Genomic DNA, 18,899 nt, shown 5'->3' with positions numbered 1-18,899 from the left:
TATGAGTGAATTTTCCCAGACAGTCCCCGAACTGGTTGCCTGGGCCAGGAAAAACGATTTCTCCATCTCGCTGCCGGTAGACAGACTCTCTTTCCTGCTGGCGGTTGCCACGCTGAACGGCGAACGGCTGGACGGTGAAATGAGCGAGGGTGAACTGGTGGATGCGTTCCGCCATGTCAGTGATGCGTTTGAGCAAACCAGCGAAACCATTAGCGTGCGTGCCAACAACGCGATCAACGATATGGTGCGTCAACGTCTGCTGAACCGCTTTACCAGCGAGCAGGCGGAAGGAAACGCCATCTATCGTCTGACGCCGCTGGGCATCGGCATCACCGATTACTATATTCGCCAGCGTGAATTTTCTACGCTGCGTCTTTCCATGCAGCTCTCGATCGTGGCGGGTGAGCTTAAGCGCGCCGCGGACGCGGCGGATGAAAACGGTGACGAATTCCACTGGCACCGTAACGTCTACGCGCCGCTGAAATATTCGGTGGCCGAGATTTTTGACAGTATCGATCTCACCCAGCGCCTGATGGACGAACAGCAGCAGCAGGTGAAAGACGATATTGCCCAGTTGCTGAATAAAGACTGGCGAGCGGCTATCTCCAGCTGTGAACTTCTGCTGTCAGAAACCTCCGGCACGCTGCGTGAGCTCCAGGATACGCTGGAAGCCGCAGGAGACAAGCTGCAGGCGAACCTGCTGCGCATCCAGGATGCGACGCTGGCGCACGACGATCTGCATTTTATCGACCGTCTGGTGTTCGATCTGCAGAGCAAACTTGACCGCATTATTAGCTGGGGCCAGCAGTCGATCGACTTGTGGATCGGCTACGACCGACACGTGCATAAATTTATCCGTACCGCGATTGATATGGATAAAAACCGCGTCTTTGCTCAGCGTCTGCGTCAGTCGGTGCAGACCTATTTCGATGCGCCGTGGGCGCTGACCTACGCCAATGCCGATCGTCTGCTGGATATGCGCGACGAAGAGATGGCGCTGCGCGATGAAGAGGTGACCGGTGAACTGCCGCCGGATCTGGAATACGAAGAATTTAACGAAATTCGCGAGCAGCTTGCGGCGATGATCGAAGAACAGCTCGCTGTCTACAAAACCAGACAAGTGCCGCTGGATCTTGGGCTCGTGGTGCGCGACTATCTGGCGCAATACCCTCGCGCGCGCCACTTCGACATTGCCCGCATTGTGGTAGACCAGGCAGTGCGTCTGGGCGTCGCGCAAGCAGATTTCACCGGACTGCCGCCGAAGTGGCAGCCAATCAACGATTACGGAGCCAAGGTACAGGCGCATGTCATTGACAAATATTGAACAAGTGATGCCGGTTAAGCTGGCACAGGCGCTGGCGAATCCGTTATTTCCGGCGCTGGACAGCCAGCTGCGTGCCGGTCGTCACATTGGCTTAGACGAGCTGGATAATCACGCCTTTTTGATGGACTTCCAGGAGTACCTGGAAGAATTTTACGCACGCTACAACGTGGAGCTTATCCGCGCGCCGGAAGGGTTTTTCTACCTGCGCCCGCGCTCCACGACGCTGATCCCGCGTTCCGTGCTCTCCGAGCTGGATATGATGGTCGGCAAAATTCTCTGCTACCTCTACCTCAGCCCGGAACGTCTGGCGAATGAAGGGATCTTCACCCAGCAGGAACTCTACGACGAGCTGTTGACGCTGGCAGATGAGAGCAAGCTGCTGAAGCTGGTGAACAACCGCTCCACGGGGTCGGATCTTGACCGTCAGAAGTTACAGGAAAAGGTTCGCTCTTCCCTGAACCGTCTGCGCCGTCTGGGGATGGTCTGGTTTATGGGCCACGACAGCAGCAAATTCCGCATTACGGAATCCGTCTTCCGCTTCGGCGCCGACGTGCGCGCGGGCGATGACGCGCGTGAAGCGCAGCTTCGCATGATCCGCGACGGTGAAGCGATGCCGGTGGAAAACCATTTGCAGCTCAATGACGAGCATGAAGAGAATCTGCCGGATAGCGGGGAGGAAGAGTAATGATTGAACGCGGTAAATTTCGCTCACTGACGCTGATTAACTGGAACGGCTTCTTTGCCCGAACGTTCGATCTGGATGAGCTGGTCACGACGCTCTCCGGCGGTAACGGTGCGGGTAAATCCACCACCATGGCGGCCTTTGTCACGGCGCTGATCCCTGACCTGACGCTGCTTCACTTCCGTAATACCACTGAAGCGGGGGCAACAAGCGGCTCCCGCGATAAGGGTCTGCACGGTAAGCTGAAGGCCGGCGTCTGTTATTCGGTTCTGGACGTCATTAACTCCCGTCATCAGCGCGTGGTAGTGGGCGTGCGCCTGCAGCAGGTCGCCGGTCGCGACCGTAAAGTGGATATCAAACCGTTTGCGATTCAGGGCTTGCCAACCTCCGTGCAGCCGACGGCGCTGCTAACGGAAACCCTGAACGAACGTCAGGCGCGCGTGCTGACGCTGCAGGAACTGAAGGACAAGCTCGAAGCTATCGAAGGCGTGCAGTTCAAGCAGTTCAACTCGATTACCGACTACCACTCGCTGATGTTCGATCTGGGCGTGGTGGCGCGTCGTCTGCGCACCGCATCAGACCGTAGCAAATACTACCGCCTGATCGAAGCGTCTCTGTACGGCGGTATCTCCAGCGCGATTACCCGCTCCCTGCGCGACTACCTGCTGCCGGAAAACAGCGGCGTGCGTAAGGCCTTCCAGGATATGGAAGCGGCGCTGCGCGAAAACCGCATGACGCTGGAAGCGATTCGCGTGACCCAGTCTGACCGCGACCTGTTTAAACACCTGATCAGCGAAGCCACCAATTACGTGGCGGCGGACTACATGCGCCACGCCAACGAGCGCCGGGTGCATCTCGATCAGGCATTAGAATACCGTCGCGAGTTGTTTACCTCCCGTAAACAGCTGGTGGCCGAGCAGTACAAGCACGTCGAAATGGCGCGCGAGTTGGGTGAGCACAACGGTGCTGAAGGCGATCTGGAAGCCGATTACCAGGCCGCCAGCGATCACCTGAACCTGGTGCAGACCGCGCTGCGTCAGCAGGAAAAAATTGAGCGCTATGAAGCGGACCTCGATGAGCTGCAGATCCGTCTCGAAGAGCAGAATGAAGTGGTGGCTGAAGCCGCCGACATGCAGGAAGAGAACGAAGCCCGTGCCGAAGCGGCCGAGCTGGAAGTGGATGAGCTGAAAAGCCAGCTTGCCGATTACCAGCAGGCACTTGACGTGCAGCAGACGCGAGCGATTCAGTATAACCAGGCACTGCAGGCATTACAGCGTGCAAAAGAGCTGTGCCATCTGCCTGACCTGACGCCGGATTGCGCCGACGAGTGGCTGGATACCTTCCAGGCCAAAGAGCAGGAAGCCACCGAGAAATTGCTCTCCCTCGAACAGAAAATGAGCGTCGCGCAAACGGCGCACAGCCAGTTTGAGCAGGCTTATCAGCTGGTGGTCGCGATTAACGGCCCGTTGGCGCGTAGCGAAGCCTGGGACGTTGCTCGTGAACTGCTGCGCGACGGTGTAAACCAGCGCCATCTGGCCGAGCAGGTTCAGCCGCTGCGTATGCGTCTGAACGAGCTGGAGCAGCGCCTGCGCGAGCAGCAGGAAGCCGAGCGTCTGCTGGCCGATTTCTGTAAACGTCAGGGTAAAAATTACGATTTCGACGAGCTTGAGGCCCTGCATCAGGAGCTGGAAGCGCGTATTGCAGCTCTGTCCGATACCGTATCAAACGCCAGCGAACAGCGTATGAACCTGCGTCAGGAGTTGGAGCAGATTCAGTCCCGTTCGAAGACCCTCCTGGAGCGTGCGCCGGTCTGGCTGGCGGCGCAAAGCAGCCTGAATCAGCTCAGCGAGCAGTGCGGCGAGCAGTTCGAATCCAGCCAGGAAGTGACCGAATACCTGCAGCAGCTGCTGGAGCGCGAGCGCGAAGCCATCGTTGAGCGTGATGAAGTGGGTGCCCGCAAGCGCGACGTCGATGAAGAAATTGAGCGCTTAAGCCAGCCGGGCGGGTCAGAAGATCCGCGCCTGAATGCACTCGCCGAGCGTTTTGGCGGCGTTCTGCTGTCCGAGATTTACGACGACGTTGGCCTTGACGATGCGCCATACTTCTCCGCGCTGTACGGTCCATCCCGCAACGCGATTGTGGTCCCGGATCTGTCGCTGATTTCTGAGCAGCTTGCCGGCCTGGAAGATTGCCCGGAAGATCTCTACCTGATCGAAGGGGATCCGCAGTCGTTCGATGACAGCGTATTCAGCGTCGACGAGCTGGAAAAAGCGGTGGTGGTGAAAATCGCTGACCGTCAGTGGCGCTATTCCCGCTTCCCGGAGCTGCCGCTGTTTGGCCGCGCCGCCCGCGAAAGCCGCATCGAGAGCCTGCACGCCGAGCGTGAAACGCTGTCTGAACGTTTTGCGACCCTGTCGTTTGACGTGCAGAAAACCCAGCGTCTGCATCAGTCGTTCAGCCGCTTTATCGGCAGCCATCTCGCCGTAGCGTTTGACGCGGATCCGGAAGCCGAAATCCGCAAGCTCAATACCCGCCGTGGCGAGCTGGAACGCGCGATTGCCGCTCATGAAAATGATAACCAGCAGAGTCGCGTCCAGTTTGAACAGGCAAAAGAGGGCGTTGCGGCCCTTAACCGCATCCTGCCGCGCCTGAATCTGCTGGCGGATGACACGCTGGCTGACCGCGTGGATGAGATCCAGGAGCGTCTGGATGAAGCGCAGGAAGCCGCGCGTTTCGTTCAGCAGCATGGCAATCAGCTGGCGAAGCTGGAGCTCGTCGTGTCTGTCCTGCAGAGCGACCCGGAACAGTTCGAGCAGTTAAAAGAAGATTATGCCTGGTCGCAGCAGGTGCAGCGCGAAGCGCGTCAGCAGGCGTTTGCCCTGACGGAAGTGGTGCAGCGTCGGGCCCACTTCGGCTACTCCGATTCGGCTGAAATGCTGAGCGGTAACAGCGACCTGAACGAAAAACTGCGTCAGCGCCTTGAGCAGGCGGAAGCGGAACGTACTCGCGCCCGCGAAGCAATGCGCAGCCACTCCGCTCAGCTGAACCAGTACAACCAGGTGCTGGCCTCGCTGAAAAGCTCCTTCGACACCAAGAAAGAGCTGTTAAACGATCTGCAGAAAGAGCTTCAGGACATCGGCGTTCGTGCCGACAGCGGGGCAGAAGAGCGCGCGCGTATTCGTCGTGACGAGCTGCATTCACAGCTCAGCAATAACCGCGCGCGTCGTAATCAGCTGGAAAAAGCGCTGACCTTCTGTGAAGCGGAAATGGATAACCTGACCCGTCGCCTGCGCAAGCTGGAACGCGACTATTTTGAGATGCGCGAGCAGGTCGTGACCGCCAAGGCGGGCTGGTGCGCGGTGATGCGCATGGTGAAAGACAATAACGTTGAGCGTCGTCTGCACCGCCGCGAGCTGGCGTACCTCTCTGCCGATGAGCTGCGCTCCATGTCGGATAAGGCGTTGGGGGCGCTGCGTCTGGCGGTGGCGGATAACGAACACCTGCGCGACGTGCTGCGTATGTCGGAAGATCCGAAACGTCCGGAACGTAAAATCCAGTTCTTCGTGGCTGTTTACCAGCACCTGCGCGAGCGTATTCGTCAGGACATCATCCGTACCGACGATCCGGTTGAAGCCATCGAGCAGATGGAAATCGAGCTGGGTCGCCTGACGGAGGAGTTGACCTCCCGCGAGCAGAAGCTGGCGATCAGCTCCCGCAGCGTGGCGAACATCATTCGTAAAACCATTCAGCGCGAGCAGAACCGTATCCGCCAGCTGAACCAGGGTCTGCAGAGCGTGTCGTTTGGTCAGGTGAACAGCGTGCGCCTCAACGTCAACGTGCGTGAAGCCCACGCGACGCTGCTGGAAGTGCTCTCAGAGCAGCACGAGCAGCACCAGGATCTGTTCAACAGCAACCGTCTGACCTTCTCCGAAGCGCTGGCGAAGCTGTATCAGCGCCTGAACCCGCAGATTGATATGGGGCAGCGTACGCCGCAAACCATCGGTGAAGAGCTGCTGGACTACCGTAACTACCTGGAAATGGAAGTTGAGGTAAACCGTGGCTCAGACGGCTGGCTGCGTGCGGAATCCGGAGCGCTCTCTACCGGTGAAGCGATCGGTACCGGTATGTCAATTCTGGTGATGGTGGTACAGAGCTGGGAAGATGAAGCGCGCCGCCTGCGCGGCAAAGACATCTCGCCATGCCGACTGCTGTTCCTGGATGAGGCGGCGCGTCTTGATGCCCGTTCAATTGCCACGCTGTTCGAGCTTTGCGAACGTCTCGATATGCAGCTCATTATCGCAGCACCTGAGAACATCAGCCCCGAGAAGGGCACCACCTACAAACTGGTGCGTAAAGTGTTTCAGAACAGCGAACACGTTCACGTTGTGGGGCTGCGTGGCTTTGCGCCGCATCCCCCGGAGTCATTGCCGGAAACCACGGCGGACGCTTCCTGAAGCGTCTTCTGACCCGAAGCGGCGCACTGGCGCCGCTTTTTTTTTAAACTTAACTTGTGCTTGGGGCTGCGTTATCTTTAAACTTCTTTACATAAGGTAAGGCAACAGCTTAGCCGTCTACCTATAATGAAAGAAAGCCCCAGCGTGATGGGCATGTCGTGAAAACAGGGGGCAAGGGATGTTGCTAAAGAAAGAATGTGGTCGTCAGCTGTCTGCGCTGAGTTTATGCCTGGCAGTGATGTTTGCTCCGCTGTTAACCGCCCAGGCCGACGAGCCTGAAATTGTGCCGACTGACAGCTCGGCAACGACAGGCGCGCAGCCAACGTCGTTGTCCCAGCCGCTGGACCAGTCTCCGGCAACGGCTATCATGGCCGGTATAAAGCCGCTGCCGGAAGGCATCGACGCCGAATCGCTCAGTCAGCAGCTGCAGTCGGGGCTGCCGTCAGGCTACACGCCTGTCTATCTCAATCAGCTCACGCTTCTCTATGCCGCCCGCGATATGAAACCGATGTGGGAAAATCGCGATGCCGTGCGCGCCTTCCAGCAGCAGCTGGCGGAGGTCGCGATTGCCGGTTTTCAGCCGCAGTTTACAAAGTGGGTTGAACTGTTAACCGATCCTGCCGTCACCGGGCAGGCGCGGGACGTGGTGCTTTCCGATGCCATGATGGGTTACCTGCAGTTCGTGGCGGGTATTCCGGTCAACGGCAACCGCTGGCTGTACAGCGATAAGCCGTACAAGCTGGCGACGCCGGCGCTGTCGGTCATTAACCAGTGGCAGCTAGCGCTTGATAATGGCGAACTGCCGCGCTTTATCGCCAGCCTCGCACCGGCGCATCCACACTATGCCACTCTGCATCAGTCGCTTCTCGCGCTGGTGGGCGACTCGCGCCCATGGCCGCAGATGCGCGGCACCGCGACGCTGCGTCCGGGGCAGTGGAGCAGCGATGTGCCTGCTCTGCGCGAGATCCTGACGCGCTCCGGTCTTCTTGGTGGCGGGCCAAAGATTGCTCTCCCGGGTGATGATCCACAAAGCGTCGCCGTCAGCCCGTCAGCGCCAGTAAAAGAGAAGAAAGGCATTGCCCTGAGCAACAAACCTGCGGCTTACGATCGCGAGCTGGTTGCGGCCGTTAAACAGTTCCAGACCGCTCAGGGGCTGGGGGCCGATGGCGTCATTGGCCAGACGACGCGTGACTGGCTGAACGTATCGCCTGCGCAGCGGGCAGGCGTACTGGCGCTCAATATCCAGCGTTTGCGTCTGCTGCCGGGAACGCTCTCTACCGGAATTATGGTTAACATTCCGGCGTATTCCCTGGTCTATTATCAGGAAGGTAGCGAAAAACTGGCGTCGCGCGTGATTGTCGGGCGTCCGGATCGTAAAACGCCGATGATGAGCAGTGCGCTGAATAACGTGGTGGTTAACCCGCCGTGGAACGTTCCGCCGACCCTGGCGCGAAAAGACATTTTGCCGAAGGTCTGGAACGATCCGGGTTATCTGGAACGTCATGGCTACACGGTGATGCGTGGATGGAACAGTAAAGAGGCCATCGATCCTTATATGGTCGACTGGTCGACGATCACGGCGTCGAATTTACCGTTTCGTTTCCAGCAGGCTCCCGGGGCGCATAACTCTTTAGGGCGTTATAAGTTCAATATGCCGAGTTCAGACGCTATCTATCTGCACGATACGCCGAACCACAACCTGTTCCAGAAAGATACGCGCGCGCTCAGTTCTGGCTGCGTGCGCGTGAACAAAGCCTCGGAACTGGCCAATATGCTGTTGCAGGATGCGGGCTGGAACGATACGCGTATCTCGGATGCCCTGAAGCAGGGGGATACGCGTTACGTGAATATTCGCCACAATATTCCTGTCAATCTTTACTATCTGACGGCATTTGTGGGTGAGGACGGGCGTACCCAGTATCGTACAGATATTTACAATTATGATCTCACCGCGCGATCCGGCGCACAAATTTTGCCAAAAGCGGAACAATTAATCAGGTAAATGAAGCAGTTCGGGAAAAATGATTGTCGTAAGTTAGGGTGAATAGGGGGCAATATCGCTGTAAGCCGCGTATTCACTGGGGTTGGGCGCCTTGACGTACCTGGTTTTGCCAGTTAAGGTGCCCTTCGTGCGCTAAGCATATTACGATTACTTTTACCTGTAGACCTGATTATCATGGACAAATTTGACGCTAATCGCCGCAAACTGCTGGCGTTAGGTGGTGTTGCGCTTGGCGCAGCGGCCATCCTGCCGACGCCAGCATTTGCCACCCTCTCGACACCTCGTCCGCGAGTTTTAACGCTCAACAACCTGCATACCGGTGAGTCGCTAAAAGCGGAGTTTTTCGATGGCAGAGGCTATATTCAGGATGAATTAGCAAGACTTAACCATTTTTTCCGTGATTTCCGCGCGAATAAAATAAAAGCCATCGATCCTGGACTGTTTGATCAGATTTTCCGCCTTCAGGGCCTGCTGGGCACCAGCAAGCCGGTGCAGCTCATATCTGGCTATCGCTCGATTGATACCAATAATGAACTGCGTGCCCACAGCCGCGGGGTAGCGAAAAAAAGCTATCACACGAAGGGACAGGCAATGGATTTCCATATTGAAGGCGTTTCGTTAGCCAATATTCGCAAAGCCGCGTTATCTATGCGCGCAGGTGGTGTAGGATATTACCCCAGCAGCAACTTTGTGCATATTGATACCGGTCCGGTTCGGCACTGGTAATAACGAAACACAGGAGCAGTATGAACTATCGTATTATTCCGGTTACCGCGTTCTCCCAGAATTGTTCATTGATCTGGTGCGAACAGACTAAACTGGCCGCGCTTGTCGATCCCGGCGGTGACGCTGAGAAAATCAAGCAGGAAGTCGCAGCAAGCGGCGTCACGCTGATGCAGATTTTGCTTACTCATGGTCATCTTGATCATGTAGGTGCTGCGGCTGAACTGGCTGAACACTACGGTGTGCCGATTATCGGTCCGGAAAAAGAAGATGAGTTCTGGCTGCAGGGGTTACCCGCCCAAAGCCGCATGTTTGGCCTTGATGAGTGTCAGCCCCTGACGCCCGATCGCTGGCTGAACGAAGGAGAGCGCGTTAACGTAGGGAATGTGACTTTACAGGTGTTGCATTGTCCTGGGCATACGCCAGGCCATATCGTCTTCTTTGATGACCAGTCCCGTCTGCTAATTTCCGGCGATGTGATTTTCAAAGGTGGCGTAGGACGCAGCGATTTTCCGCGCGGCGATCACGGGCAGTTGATTCAGTCAATTAAACAAAAGTTATTGCCGCTGGGTGATGACGTCACGTTTATCCCTGGACACGGTCCGATGTCGACGCTGGGCTACGAACGGCTCCATAACCCGTTCCTTCAGGATGAAATGCCTGTCTGGTAACCAGAATAAAAAAAGCCTGCATAACGCAGGCTTTTTTATGGGCGCAAATTACAGTACGGCGACAATCGCTTCGCACAGTGGCGCCATGTTGTCAGGCGTCATGCCAGCAACGTTCACGCGACCAGAGGCCACGGCGTAAACGCCGAACTCTTCACGCAGACGCAGAACCTGCTCTTTGGTCAGGCCGCTGAACGAGAACATGCCGTTCTGTTTGATGATAAAGCTGAAGTCGCGGTCCGCGCCTTTCTCAGCCAGGGTGTTCACAAACAGCAGGCGCATGCGCTGAATACGCTGACGCATATCGTTCAGCTCTTGTTCCCAGATAGCGCGCAGCGCATCGTTGCTCAGGATAGTGGCCACAACAGACGCACCGTGTGCCGGTGGGTTAGAGTAGTTAGCGCGGATAACCGATTTCATCTGGCTGAACGCACGATCGACGGTCTCTTCGTTAGCCGCAACCAGCGTACAGGCGCCTACGCGCTCGTTGTACAAACCGAAGTTCTTGGAATAAGAGCTTGCGACAATCAGCTCCTGATGCACGGCTGCGAACGCGCGCAGGCCTTCGGCATCTTCTTCCAGACCACGGGCGAAGCCCTGGTAGGCAAAGTCAAACAGCGGCAGCCAGCCCTTTTCAACGGACAGCTTCGCCAGGTGTTGCCACTGCTCAAGCGTCGGATCGATACCGGTTGGGTTGTGGCAGCAGCCGTGGAACAGCACCACGTCACCTGCCTGCGCTTCGCTCAGGCTTGCCAGCAGGCCGTCAAAGTCGAGAGAGTGGTTTGCCGCGTCGTAGTATGCATATTCACGCACCTCCAGACCCGCAGAGTTAAACACGCTCTTGTGGTTCGGCCAGCTTGGGTTGCTCACCCATACGCGCTTAACAGAGGTGTTTTTCGCAAGGAAATCCGCCGCCACGCGCAGCGCGCCGGTACCGCCAGGGGTCTGCGCCGTGCGCGCACGTTTGTCACTTACAATTGCGCTGCCTTTACCGAACAGCAGCTCCTGGGTGCAGCGACCAAACTCAGGGATACCATCAATACCGAGGTAGTTTTTGGTGGTTTCGTTTTCCAGCAGATACTGCTCAGCTTTCTTAACGCTGGTCAGTACCGGAGTTTTGCCGGTTTCATCTTTATATACACCAATACCCAGGTTGATTTTGCCAGGGCGGTCGTCGGCACGAAACAGATCGGCCAGGCCCAGAATAGGGTCGGCAGGAGCGGCGGTAATGTTCTCAAACATGACGAAGTTCCATTGTGATTACAGAAGTGAAATCCGCTATCAGGTTAACGGTAGATTTACAAAATGCCAACCGTTTGCGACGAAAAGCGTGCGGCTTTTCAAAAGTCGCCATTATTTTCTGTCACGCATAAAAAAACAGGGCCGAAGCCCTGTTCATTAAGCATATAACAACGTGGTGTACTGATTAGAACTGGTAGGTTACGCCAACGGTAGCCTGGTTGTCAGAGCCAACCCAGCTGGTGGACGCATCTTTGTCGTCCAGCAGGTTGAAGCGGTAGTCACCGTACACGTTGAAGTTCTTGTTGAAGTAGTAAGTCGCACCAGTGGTGATGTATTTCGCCAGGTCACGGTCGCCGATGCCGTTCAGGTCTTTACCTTTGGACTGAACGTAAGAAACGGAAGGACGCAGGCCGAAGTCGAACTGGTACTGAGCGATAACTTCAAAGTTCTGGGTCTTGTTAGCAATGTTATAAACATTACCATCATCATTCGGAACATAGTTTTCACCGCTGTTACCCAAGCGGCTCATGTTGCGAGTCTCTGCATAAACGGTCGCCAGGTAGATGTTGTTCGCGTCGTATTTCGCGCCAACAGCCCAGGATTCAGCTTTATCGCCTTTACCATCTTTTTTCTGCTCAAGCGTACGGTTAGCGGTGCTGTAGGCACCGATCAGACCGAAGCCTTCACCGAACTCGTAACCCAGTGACAGGCCAACGCCGTCGCCGTTTGCTTCATTCAGGTTTTTACGATCGTTTTTACCCTGGTATTGAACGCCAAAGTTCAGACCATCAACCAGACCGAAGAAGTTGTTGTTACGGTAGGTCAGCAGGCCAGTAGAACGGCTGGTCATGTAGTTATCAACATAGCCGCCACCCCAGGTTTCGCCAGAGAAGGACGGAGCCATATCGGTGTAGGATTCTACGTCATACACGATACCGTAGTTACGACCGTAGTCCAGAGAACCCGCGTCAGCGATTTTCAAGCCAGCGAAAGCCAGACGAGTTACGTTAGTCTGGTCACCTTCAGCTGCACCGGCGCGTGCACGGTATTCCCACTGACCGTAACCGGTCAGCTGGTCGTTGATCTGAGTTTCGCCTTTGAAGCCGATCTGGCCGTAAGAGGAGTCAGCGTTTTTGTGTACGCCAGAAGTGGTGAAGCCGTGTTCGCCCACAACTTTACCGTAGAAGTCCAGTTTGTTGCCGTTCTTGTTATAGATTTCTGCAGCGTTAGCTGCACCGGCTACCAGCAGGGCAGGGATTACCACTGCCAGAATATTGCGCTTCATCATTATTTATTACCCTCATTGGTTTTTTTATGACACTCGCCACTGCCGTCAATAAATTCTGTCAATAAATATTTCCGGAACTATTGATGAGAGTTTGGTGTCTTTATGTATCTGACAGGCATCTTTCCATTCGGCGAAGCGTTTCGCTAGCCTGAAAGTGCTACAATTCTCAAGATTAAGTAACCGAAAGAAAATATGTGTAACCAAATGTGTATTTTTCGGAACTTTGTGAACCATCTCAAACTTCAGACCAACCTGGCGAATTAAACAGCAAACTCTATCCTATATATATGAATTCCTTATGATTAATTGAGATAAAGGCGATTCGTATAAACAGACCTTAAACGGCTCGTTTTTTCTTATGACAGTGAAAGGCCTTCCGGATGGCTGTAAAATAGGTTGAAATTTGTGCTATCGGCTGAGGGTGTAATAATCGCAATAAGAATGGGGTTTATTTTTTGTGGCTGGATGTTTCGCGGAAACAAAACGTAACAGGTAGTGGTTGTGACGGGGTGAAGGTTTAAAGATGCTGACTTTGCGCTGACGAAAACTGACAATGCAGAATAAAATAATGGCCAGCAGATGCTGGCCATTTTAATTTTGTACCGATTAGAAGCTGGCGTTACGTGGAGTACGTGGGAACGGAATCACGTCGCGTACGTTCTGAACACCGGTAACGTAGGCAATCAGACGCTCGAAGCCCAGACCAAAACCGGCGTGCGGTACGGTACCGTAACGGCGCAGATCGCGGTACCAGCTGTAGTCAGCGGGGTTGAGGCCCATCTCTTCCATACGCGCGTCCAGCACGTCAAGACGTTCTTCACGCTGAGAGCCACCGATGATTTCACCAATGCCCGGCGCCAGAACGTCCATCGCTGCCACGGTTTTACCGTCTTCGTTAAGGCGCATATAGAAGGCCTTAATGTCTTTCGGGTAGTTTTTAACGACAACCGGCGCTTTGAAATGTTTCTCGGCCAGATAGCGTTCGTGTTCAGACGCCAGGTCAACGCCCCAGTAAACCGGGTTCTCGAACGTCTCACCACATTTCTCGAGGATCGCCACCGCGTCGGTATAGTCTACCTGCGCAAAGTCGGCAGACACGAAACGCTCCAGACGCGCCACAGCATCGCTGTCTACGCGTTCTGCGAAGAATTTCATGTCGTCAGGACGTTCTTCCAGCACCGCTTTGAACACATACTTCAGCATGGCTTCCGCCAGACCCGCTACATCGTCCAGGTCAGCGAACGCCACTTCAGGCTCCAGCATCCAGAATTCCGCCAGGTGACGGCTGGTGTTGGAGTTTTCGGCGCGGAAGGTTGGGCCAAAGGTGTAGATCTTAGACAGCGCGCAGGCGTACGTTTCGCCGTTGAGCTGACCAGATACCGTCAGGAAGGCTTCTTTACCAAAGAAGTCTTTGTCATAGTCCACTTTACCTTCAGGCGTGCGCGGCAGGTTTTCCATATCCAGCGTCGAGACGCGGAACATCTCACCGGCACCTTCCGTATCGGACGCGGTGATCAGCGGGGTAGACACCCAGAAGTAACCCTGCTCATCGAAGAAACGATGCAGCGCCTGCGCCAGCGTATGACGCACGCGCGCCACCGCACCAATCAGGTTGGTACGCGGACGCAGGTGGGCAACTTCACGCAGATATTCGATGCTGTGACGTTTTGCCGCCATCGGATAGGTGTCAGGATCTTCAACCCAGCCGGTGACTTCAATGGCAGTAGCCTGAATTTCGAAGCTCTGGCCCTGACCCGGTGAAGCCACCACCACGCCGGTAACAATCACGGAGCAACCGGTTGTCAGGCGCAGAACGTCATCATTGTAATTGGGCAGAGAATTATTAATGACGGCCTGTACAGGATCAAAGCAGGAACCGTCATAGACGGCGAGGAAGGAGATGCCAGCTTTAGAATCTCGGCGGGTACGCACCCATCCGCGCACGGTGACTTCCTGGTCAACGGCGACACGGCCCTGGAGTACGTCGGCTACAGGCACAACGCTCATAATATTCTCTCTGTTAATAGTCGGAAAAAATAAACACTTGTCCACCCTAATGGGGGGATATCTATGTTACCTGCCATCCGCTATCAGACAAGTAAATTTCGCAGTCAAAAGAGAAGAATTGAGAAATAAATAAGAAGAGGGGAGCCATGAAGGCTCCCTTAAGCGCTTAACTGGCTTTTTTTATCTGGGGAAGATCGAAGGCTTTGCGCAACGCGCGGACAAACGCCTTGTCATGGCAGATGGTTTTACCCGGGCTATCGGAGAGTTTCGCCACCGGCTTGCCGTTACATTCCACCAGTTTGATGACGATATTCAGAGGTTTTACCTGAGGAATATCGCAAGTCAAACGGGTACCAATCCCGAAGCTCAGGTTCACACGGGTATTGAAATGGCGATAGAGGTCGACCGCTTTCGCCAGGTCGAGATTATCCGAGAAGACCAGCACTTTGCTCATCGGGTCAATGCCAAGTTTTTCGTAATGGGCAATGGCTTTCTCGCCCCATTCAACAGGATCCCCGGAGTCGTGGCGTAACCCCTGGTAACGTTCAGCGAACTCGGGACCAAAGTCGCGCAGGAAAGCATCCATCGTAATACAGTCGGTGAGGGCAATCCCGAGCTGATTCGGGTACTCCTCAAGCCATGCGGCAAGTGCCGCGCGCTGGCTGTTAGCCAGATCGGGGCTGATCTGCTGATGCGCCTGGAACCACTCGTGTGCCTGGGTGCCCATTGGCGTCAGGCTGAGGCGACGCGCCAGATCGTAGTTGCTGGTGCCCACGAACCACGGCTCCTGCTGCAGACGTTTAACGATGGCCTCCTGAACGTCACGCGAGAAACGGCGACGCGTGCCAAAGTCCATCAGGCGGAAGCGGGACATGTCCAGCCCTTCGGTCAGCGTAGAGAAGGCTGCGAGTTTATTTTCCAGCGCGGCGACCGCCTGCTCGACGCCTTTTTCCGGCGAACGGTAGCGGTGAGCCAGTTCACTGATCACCGCCAGAAGCGGCACTTCCCACATAATCACTTCCCGCCACGGACCTTCAAGACGAATATCCAGCTTGCCGTTCTCGTTGGTCACGGTGACCTGTTCAGGCTTATAGCGGAAGTCGCGCAGCCAGTTCAGATAGTCCGCTTTGAAGAAAGGTAGGCCAGAAAGCCACTGGTATTCGTCGTCCTGCAGCGTCAGATGCTGCATCGCATCGACCTGTTCACGAATGGCGTCTGCGTAGATACCGAGCAAGTCGTCGCCACGGCAGCGGAATTCCGCCGCGACGTGAACGTCATAGTAATGGTGGAAAACGGCTTGCTGCATATGCAGTTTATACGCGTCGGTATCCAGCAACGTATGCAGAACCGGAGAAGCGAATTGAGTCATAGGTGCGCTGTAGCATCCTCTCACGGGAGCGTTTAGTACAATAAACAACTCCGGAGTATACCTTGTTTAGTGATTTATTGAACCCCGATCACAACATAAGCGCGTTTTATGGTCGAGGGCATTTTGTGCCCCGTGTTATACAAATGTAGCAAAAAAAGGTTTTGCCCCTGAAAAGATGAACATTCTGCATAGCGCGATTTGCGCAACAGGAATATATTGAAACGTTACTCGACAAACGATGCATAAGGTTTTCTATGACACAACAGCCACAAGCCAAATACCGCCACGACTACCGTGCGCCGGATTACCTGATTAGCGAAATCGATCTGACTTTTGACCTGGATGCCACTAAAACCGTTGTCACGGCGGTAAGCCAGGTGACGCGCCACAGCGCAACTGCGGTGCCGCTGCGTCTGGATGGTGAAGACCTGACGCTGGTCTCCCTGCATATTAATGATGAAGCCTGGTCGGACTATAAAGAAGAAAACAACCAGCTGGTCATCGACAACCTGCCGGACCAGTTTACGCTGCGCATCGTGAATGAAATCAGCCCGGCCGCCAACACCGCGCTGGAAGGGCTTTACCAGTCGGGCGTGGCGCTGTGTACCCAGTGTGAAGCGGAAGGGTTCCGCCACATAACCTGGTATCTCGACCGCCCGGACGTCCTGGCGCGCTTCACCACCAAAATCATCGCCGATAAAACCCTGTATCCCTTCCTGCTCTCCAACGGCAACCGCGTAGGCGAAGGCGAGTTGGAGAATGGCCGCCATTGGGTGCAGTGGCAGGATCCCTTCCCGAAACCGTGCTACCTGTTTGCGCTGGTGGCGGGGGATTTCGACGTGCTGCGCGACACCTTCAAAACGCGCTCAGGCCGCGAGGTGGCGCTGGAGCTGTTTGTTGACCGCGGCAACCTTGACCGCGCGCCGTGGGCGATGACCTCGCTCATTAACTCCATGAAGTGGGACGAGGAGCGCTTCGGCCTCGAATATGACCTCGACATCTATATGATCGTCGCCGTCGATTTCTTCAACATGGGCGCAATGGAGAACAAAGGCCTTAACGTCTTTAACTCCAAATACGTGCTGGCGCGTACCGATACCGCAACGGACAAAGACTACCTTGATATCGAACGCGTTATCGGCCACGAATATTTCCACAACTGGACCGGTAACCGCGTCACCTGCCGCGACTGGTTCCAGCTGAGCCTGAAAGAGGGCCTGACCGTCTTCCGCGATCAGGAGTTCAGCTCCGACCTGGGTTCACGCGCGGTGAACCGCATCAACAACGTGCGTACCATGCGTGGCCTGCAGTTTGCGGAAGATGCCAGCCCAATGGCGCATCCGATCCGCCCGGATAAAGTCATCGAGATGAACAACTTCTACACCCTGACGGTGTATGAGAAAGGCGCTGAAATTATCCGCATGATCCACACCCTGCTGGGCGAGGAGAATTTCCAGAAAGGCATGCAGCTGTACTTCGAGCGTCATGACGGCAGCGCGGCCACCTGCGACGATTTTGTGCAGGCAATGGAAGATGCCTCTAATGTCGATCTTTCCCACTTCCGCCGCTGGTACAGCCAGGCCGGGACCCCGATTGTCACCGTCAAAGACGATTACAACCCGGAAACCGAGCAGTATACCCTGACCATCAGCCAGCGCACGCCGCCGACGGCGGAGCAGGAAGAGAAATATCCGCTGCATATTCCGTTCAGCATTGAGCTGTACGATAACGAAGGCAAAGTCATCCCGCTCCAGAAGGGCGGCCACCCGGTACACCACGTGCTGAACGTGACCCAGGCCGAGCAGACCTTTATCTTCGATAACGTCTACTTCCAGCCGGTGCCTGCGCTGCTGTGTGAATTCTCCGCGCCGGTGAAGCTGGAATACAAGTGGAGCGATCAGCAGCTGACGTTCCTGATGCGTCACGCGCGTAACGACTTCTCCCGCTGGGATGCGGCGCAAAGCCTGCTGGCGACCTATATCAAGCTCAACGTAAACCGCCATCAGCAGGGCCAGCCGCTGTCGCTGCCTGTCCATGTGGCTGACGCGTTCCGAGCGATCCTGCTGGATGAGAAGATTGACCCGGCGCTCGCCGCTGAAATTCTGACCCTGCCGTCAGCGACTGAAATCGCGGAGTTGTTCGAGATTATCGATCCGATCGCGATCGTGGCGGTGCGTGAAGCGCTGACCCGTACGCTGGCTGCTGAACTGGCGGACGAGTTCCTGGCTATTTATAACGCCAACAAGCTTGACGCTTATCGCGTTGAACATGCGGACATTGGTAAACGTTCTCTGCGCAACACCTGCCTGCGCTATCTGGCGTTTGGTGAAACCGAGCTGGCGAACACCCTGGTGAGCAAGCAGTATCACGAAGCGGATAACATGACCGACGCGCTGGCCGCGCTGGGCGCAAGCGTTGCCGCCGAACTGCCGTGCCGTGATGCGTTAATGCAGGAGTACGACGACAAGTGGCATCAGGATGGCCTGGTGATGGACAAGTGGTTCATCCTGCAGGCGACCAGCCCGGCGGCCGATGCGCTCAGCAACGTGCGCAGTCTGCTGAAGCATCGCTCCTTTACCCTTAGCAACCCAAACCGCGTGCGTTCTCTCATTGGCGCGTTTGCCAGCAGCAACCCGGCCGCGTTCCACGCCGAAGACGGCAGTGGGTATCAGTTCATGGTGGAAATGCTGACCGAGCTGAACAGCCGTAACCCGCAGGTGGCGTCGCGCCTGATTGAGCCGCTGATCCGCCTGAAACGCTACGATGCGAAGCGTCAGGCGAAGATGCGTGCCGCGCTTGAGCAGCTGAAAGGGCTGGAAAACCTGTCTGGCGATCTGTACGAGAAGATTGCTAAGGCCTTAGCGTAATAAAAGTTAACCCTCCCTCTCCCTGTGGGTGTACAGTCCGGGGACATGGTAGACAGGTGTTCGGGGACATGGTGAACACTTTTTAACATCCTTTACCCATGGTGATCGACTTTTTCTTCAGGTCGATCACCCCCACTTTCGTGCTGTACCACCACACCTCATAGCTGCCGTCTTCCTGCATTTCCTTCAGCCCGACCCGTTCTCCCCTGAACGCCTTGCCTGCGCTCAGGCTTACCCCTTTCACGCTCAGCTTTCCGCTGATATCCACTTTCC

11 protein-coding genes and 1 pseudogene are annotated in these 18,899 nt (G+C 55.6%); 7 read left to right on the top strand and 5 right to left on the bottom strand.

Annotated features, from left to right (window positions below; translation table 11 throughout):
• Position 1: 1 nt before the first annotated feature.
• The 6 genes from mukF (at position 2) to LA04_RS09120 (ending at position 9,856) form a co-directional block, all read left to right on the top strand.
• Positions 2 to 1,324: a chromosome partition protein MukF gene (gene mukF / locus LA04_RS09145; RefSeq protein WP_023311005.1), complete on the top strand. Its 1,323-nt coding sequence runs from the start codon at positions 2 to 4 to the stop codon at positions 1,322 to 1,324.
• On the top strand, positions 1,305 to 2,009 hold the full coding sequence (mukE, locus tag LA04_RS09140) for a chromosome partition protein MukE (protein WP_008499954.1): 705 nt from the start codon (positions 1,305 to 1,307) through the stop codon (positions 2,007 to 2,009). The genes mukF and mukE overlap by 20 nt, the downstream gene beginning before the upstream one ends.
• Entirely contained in the window at positions 2,009 to 6,460 is a 4,452-nt protein-coding gene (mukB, locus tag LA04_RS09135) for a chromosome partition protein MukB (protein WP_047651298.1), read from the top strand. Before mukE ends, mukB begins: the two co-directional genes overlap by 1 nt.
• 178 nt (positions 6,461 to 6,638) lie before the next feature.
• Positions 6,639 to 8,462 carry a L,D-transpeptidase gene (ldtD, locus tag LA04_RS09130; protein WP_047651297.1) on the top strand — a complete coding sequence of 608 codons (1,824 nt, stop codon included), beginning with the start codon at positions 6,639 to 6,641 and terminating at the stop codon, positions 8,460 to 8,462.
• Positions 8,463 to 8,636: 174 nt separating this feature from the next.
• Positions 8,637 to 9,188: a YcbK family protein gene (locus LA04_RS09125; protein ID WP_023335137.1), complete on the top strand. Its 552-nt coding sequence runs from the start codon at positions 8,637 to 8,639 to the stop codon at positions 9,186 to 9,188.
• Positions 9,189 to 9,208: 20 nt separating this feature from the next.
• Positions 9,209 to 9,856, top strand: coding sequence for an MBL fold metallo-hydrolase (locus tag LA04_RS09120; RefSeq protein WP_047651296.1), 648 nt, complete (start codon positions 9,209 to 9,211; stop codon positions 9,854 to 9,856).
• Positions 9,857 to 9,904: 48 nt separating this feature from the next.
• Here the strand turns inward: LA04_RS09120 and aspC are convergent, their stop codons facing one another.
• The 4 genes from aspC to pncB form a co-directional block, all read right to left on the bottom strand.
• Positions 9,905 to 11,095, bottom strand: coding sequence for an aspartate transaminase (gene aspC / locus LA04_RS09115; protein ID WP_033145106.1), 1,191 nt, complete (start codon positions 11,093 to 11,095; stop codon positions 9,905 to 9,907).
• Between the two features lie 184 nt (positions 11,096 to 11,279).
• Positions 11,280 to 12,383, bottom strand: coding sequence for a porin (locus LA04_RS09110; RefSeq protein ID WP_047651295.1), 1,104 nt, complete (start codon positions 12,381 to 12,383; stop codon positions 11,280 to 11,282).
• 606 nt (positions 12,384 to 12,989) lie between these two features.
• The gene (asnS, locus tag LA04_RS09105; RefSeq protein ID WP_032658183.1) at positions 12,990 to 14,390 is read right to left on the bottom strand and encodes an asparagine--tRNA ligase; all 1,401 of its coding nucleotides are present in this window, start codon (positions 14,388 to 14,390) and stop codon (positions 12,990 to 12,992) included.
• A 166-nt stretch (positions 14,391 to 14,556) separates the two neighbouring features.
• A complete protein-coding gene (gene pncB / locus LA04_RS09100; protein ID WP_047651294.1) occupies positions 14,557 to 15,759 on the bottom strand; it encodes a nicotinate phosphoribosyltransferase in 1,203 nt (400 codons plus the stop codon).
• 254 nt (positions 15,760 to 16,013) lie between these two features.
• Here pncB and pepN point away from each other — a divergent pair, with 254 nt between their 5' ends.
• Entirely contained in the window at positions 16,014 to 18,626 is a 2,613-nt protein-coding gene (gene pepN, locus LA04_RS09095) for an aminopeptidase N (RefSeq protein WP_047651293.1), read from the top strand.
• 82 nt (positions 18,627 to 18,708) lie between these two features.
• Here the strand turns inward: pepN and LA04_RS09090 are convergent.
• Positions 18,709 to 18,899 (bottom strand): annotated as a pseudogene (locus LA04_RS09090) (IS481 family transposase); the annotation flags it as partial.

It is taken from the genome of Enterobacter sp. UCD-UG_FMILLET, assembly GCF_000762975.1.
Taxonomy (GTDB): domain Bacteria; phylum Pseudomonadota; class Gammaproteobacteria; order Enterobacterales; family Enterobacteriaceae; genus Enterobacter; species Enterobacter dykesii.
This window is presented reverse-complemented; position numbering and strand designations above follow the sequence as displayed.

Bases quoted from the DNA above. Each gene is read 5' to 3' on its own strand.
- mukF (WP_023311005.1), top strand. From the start codon at position 2: ATGAGTGAATTTTCCCAGACAGTCCCCGAACTGGTTGCCTGGGCCAGG.
- mukE (WP_008499954.1), top strand. From the start codon at position 1,305: ATGTCATTGACAAATATTGAACAAGTGATGCCGGTTAAGCTGGCACAG.
- mukB (WP_047651298.1), top strand. From the start codon at position 2,009: ATGATTGAACGCGGTAAATTTCGCTCACTGACGCTGATTAACTGGAAC.
- ldtD (WP_047651297.1), top strand. From the start codon at position 6,639: ATGTTGCTAAAGAAAGAATGTGGTCGTCAGCTGTCTGCGCTGAGTTTA.
- LA04_RS09125 (WP_023335137.1), top strand. From the start codon at position 8,637: ATGGACAAATTTGACGCTAATCGCCGCAAACTGCTGGCGTTAGGTGGT.
- LA04_RS09120 (WP_047651296.1), top strand. From the start codon at position 9,209: ATGAACTATCGTATTATTCCGGTTACCGCGTTCTCCCAGAATTGTTCA.
- aspC (WP_033145106.1), bottom strand. From the start codon at position 11,095: ATGTTTGAGAACATTACCGCCGCTCCTGCCGACCCTATTCTGGGCCTG.
- LA04_RS09110 (WP_047651295.1), bottom strand. From the start codon at position 12,383: ATGATGAAGCGCAATATTCTGGCAGTGGTAATCCCTGCCCTGCTGGTA.
- asnS (WP_032658183.1), bottom strand. From the start codon at position 14,390: ATGAGCGTTGTGCCTGTAGCCGACGTACTCCAGGGCCGTGTCGCCGTT.
- pncB (WP_047651294.1), bottom strand. From the start codon at position 15,759: ATGACTCAATTCGCTTCTCCGGTTCTGCATACGTTGCTGGATACCGAC.
- pepN (WP_047651293.1), top strand. From the start codon at position 16,014: ATGACACAACAGCCACAAGCCAAATACCGCCACGACTACCGTGCGCCG.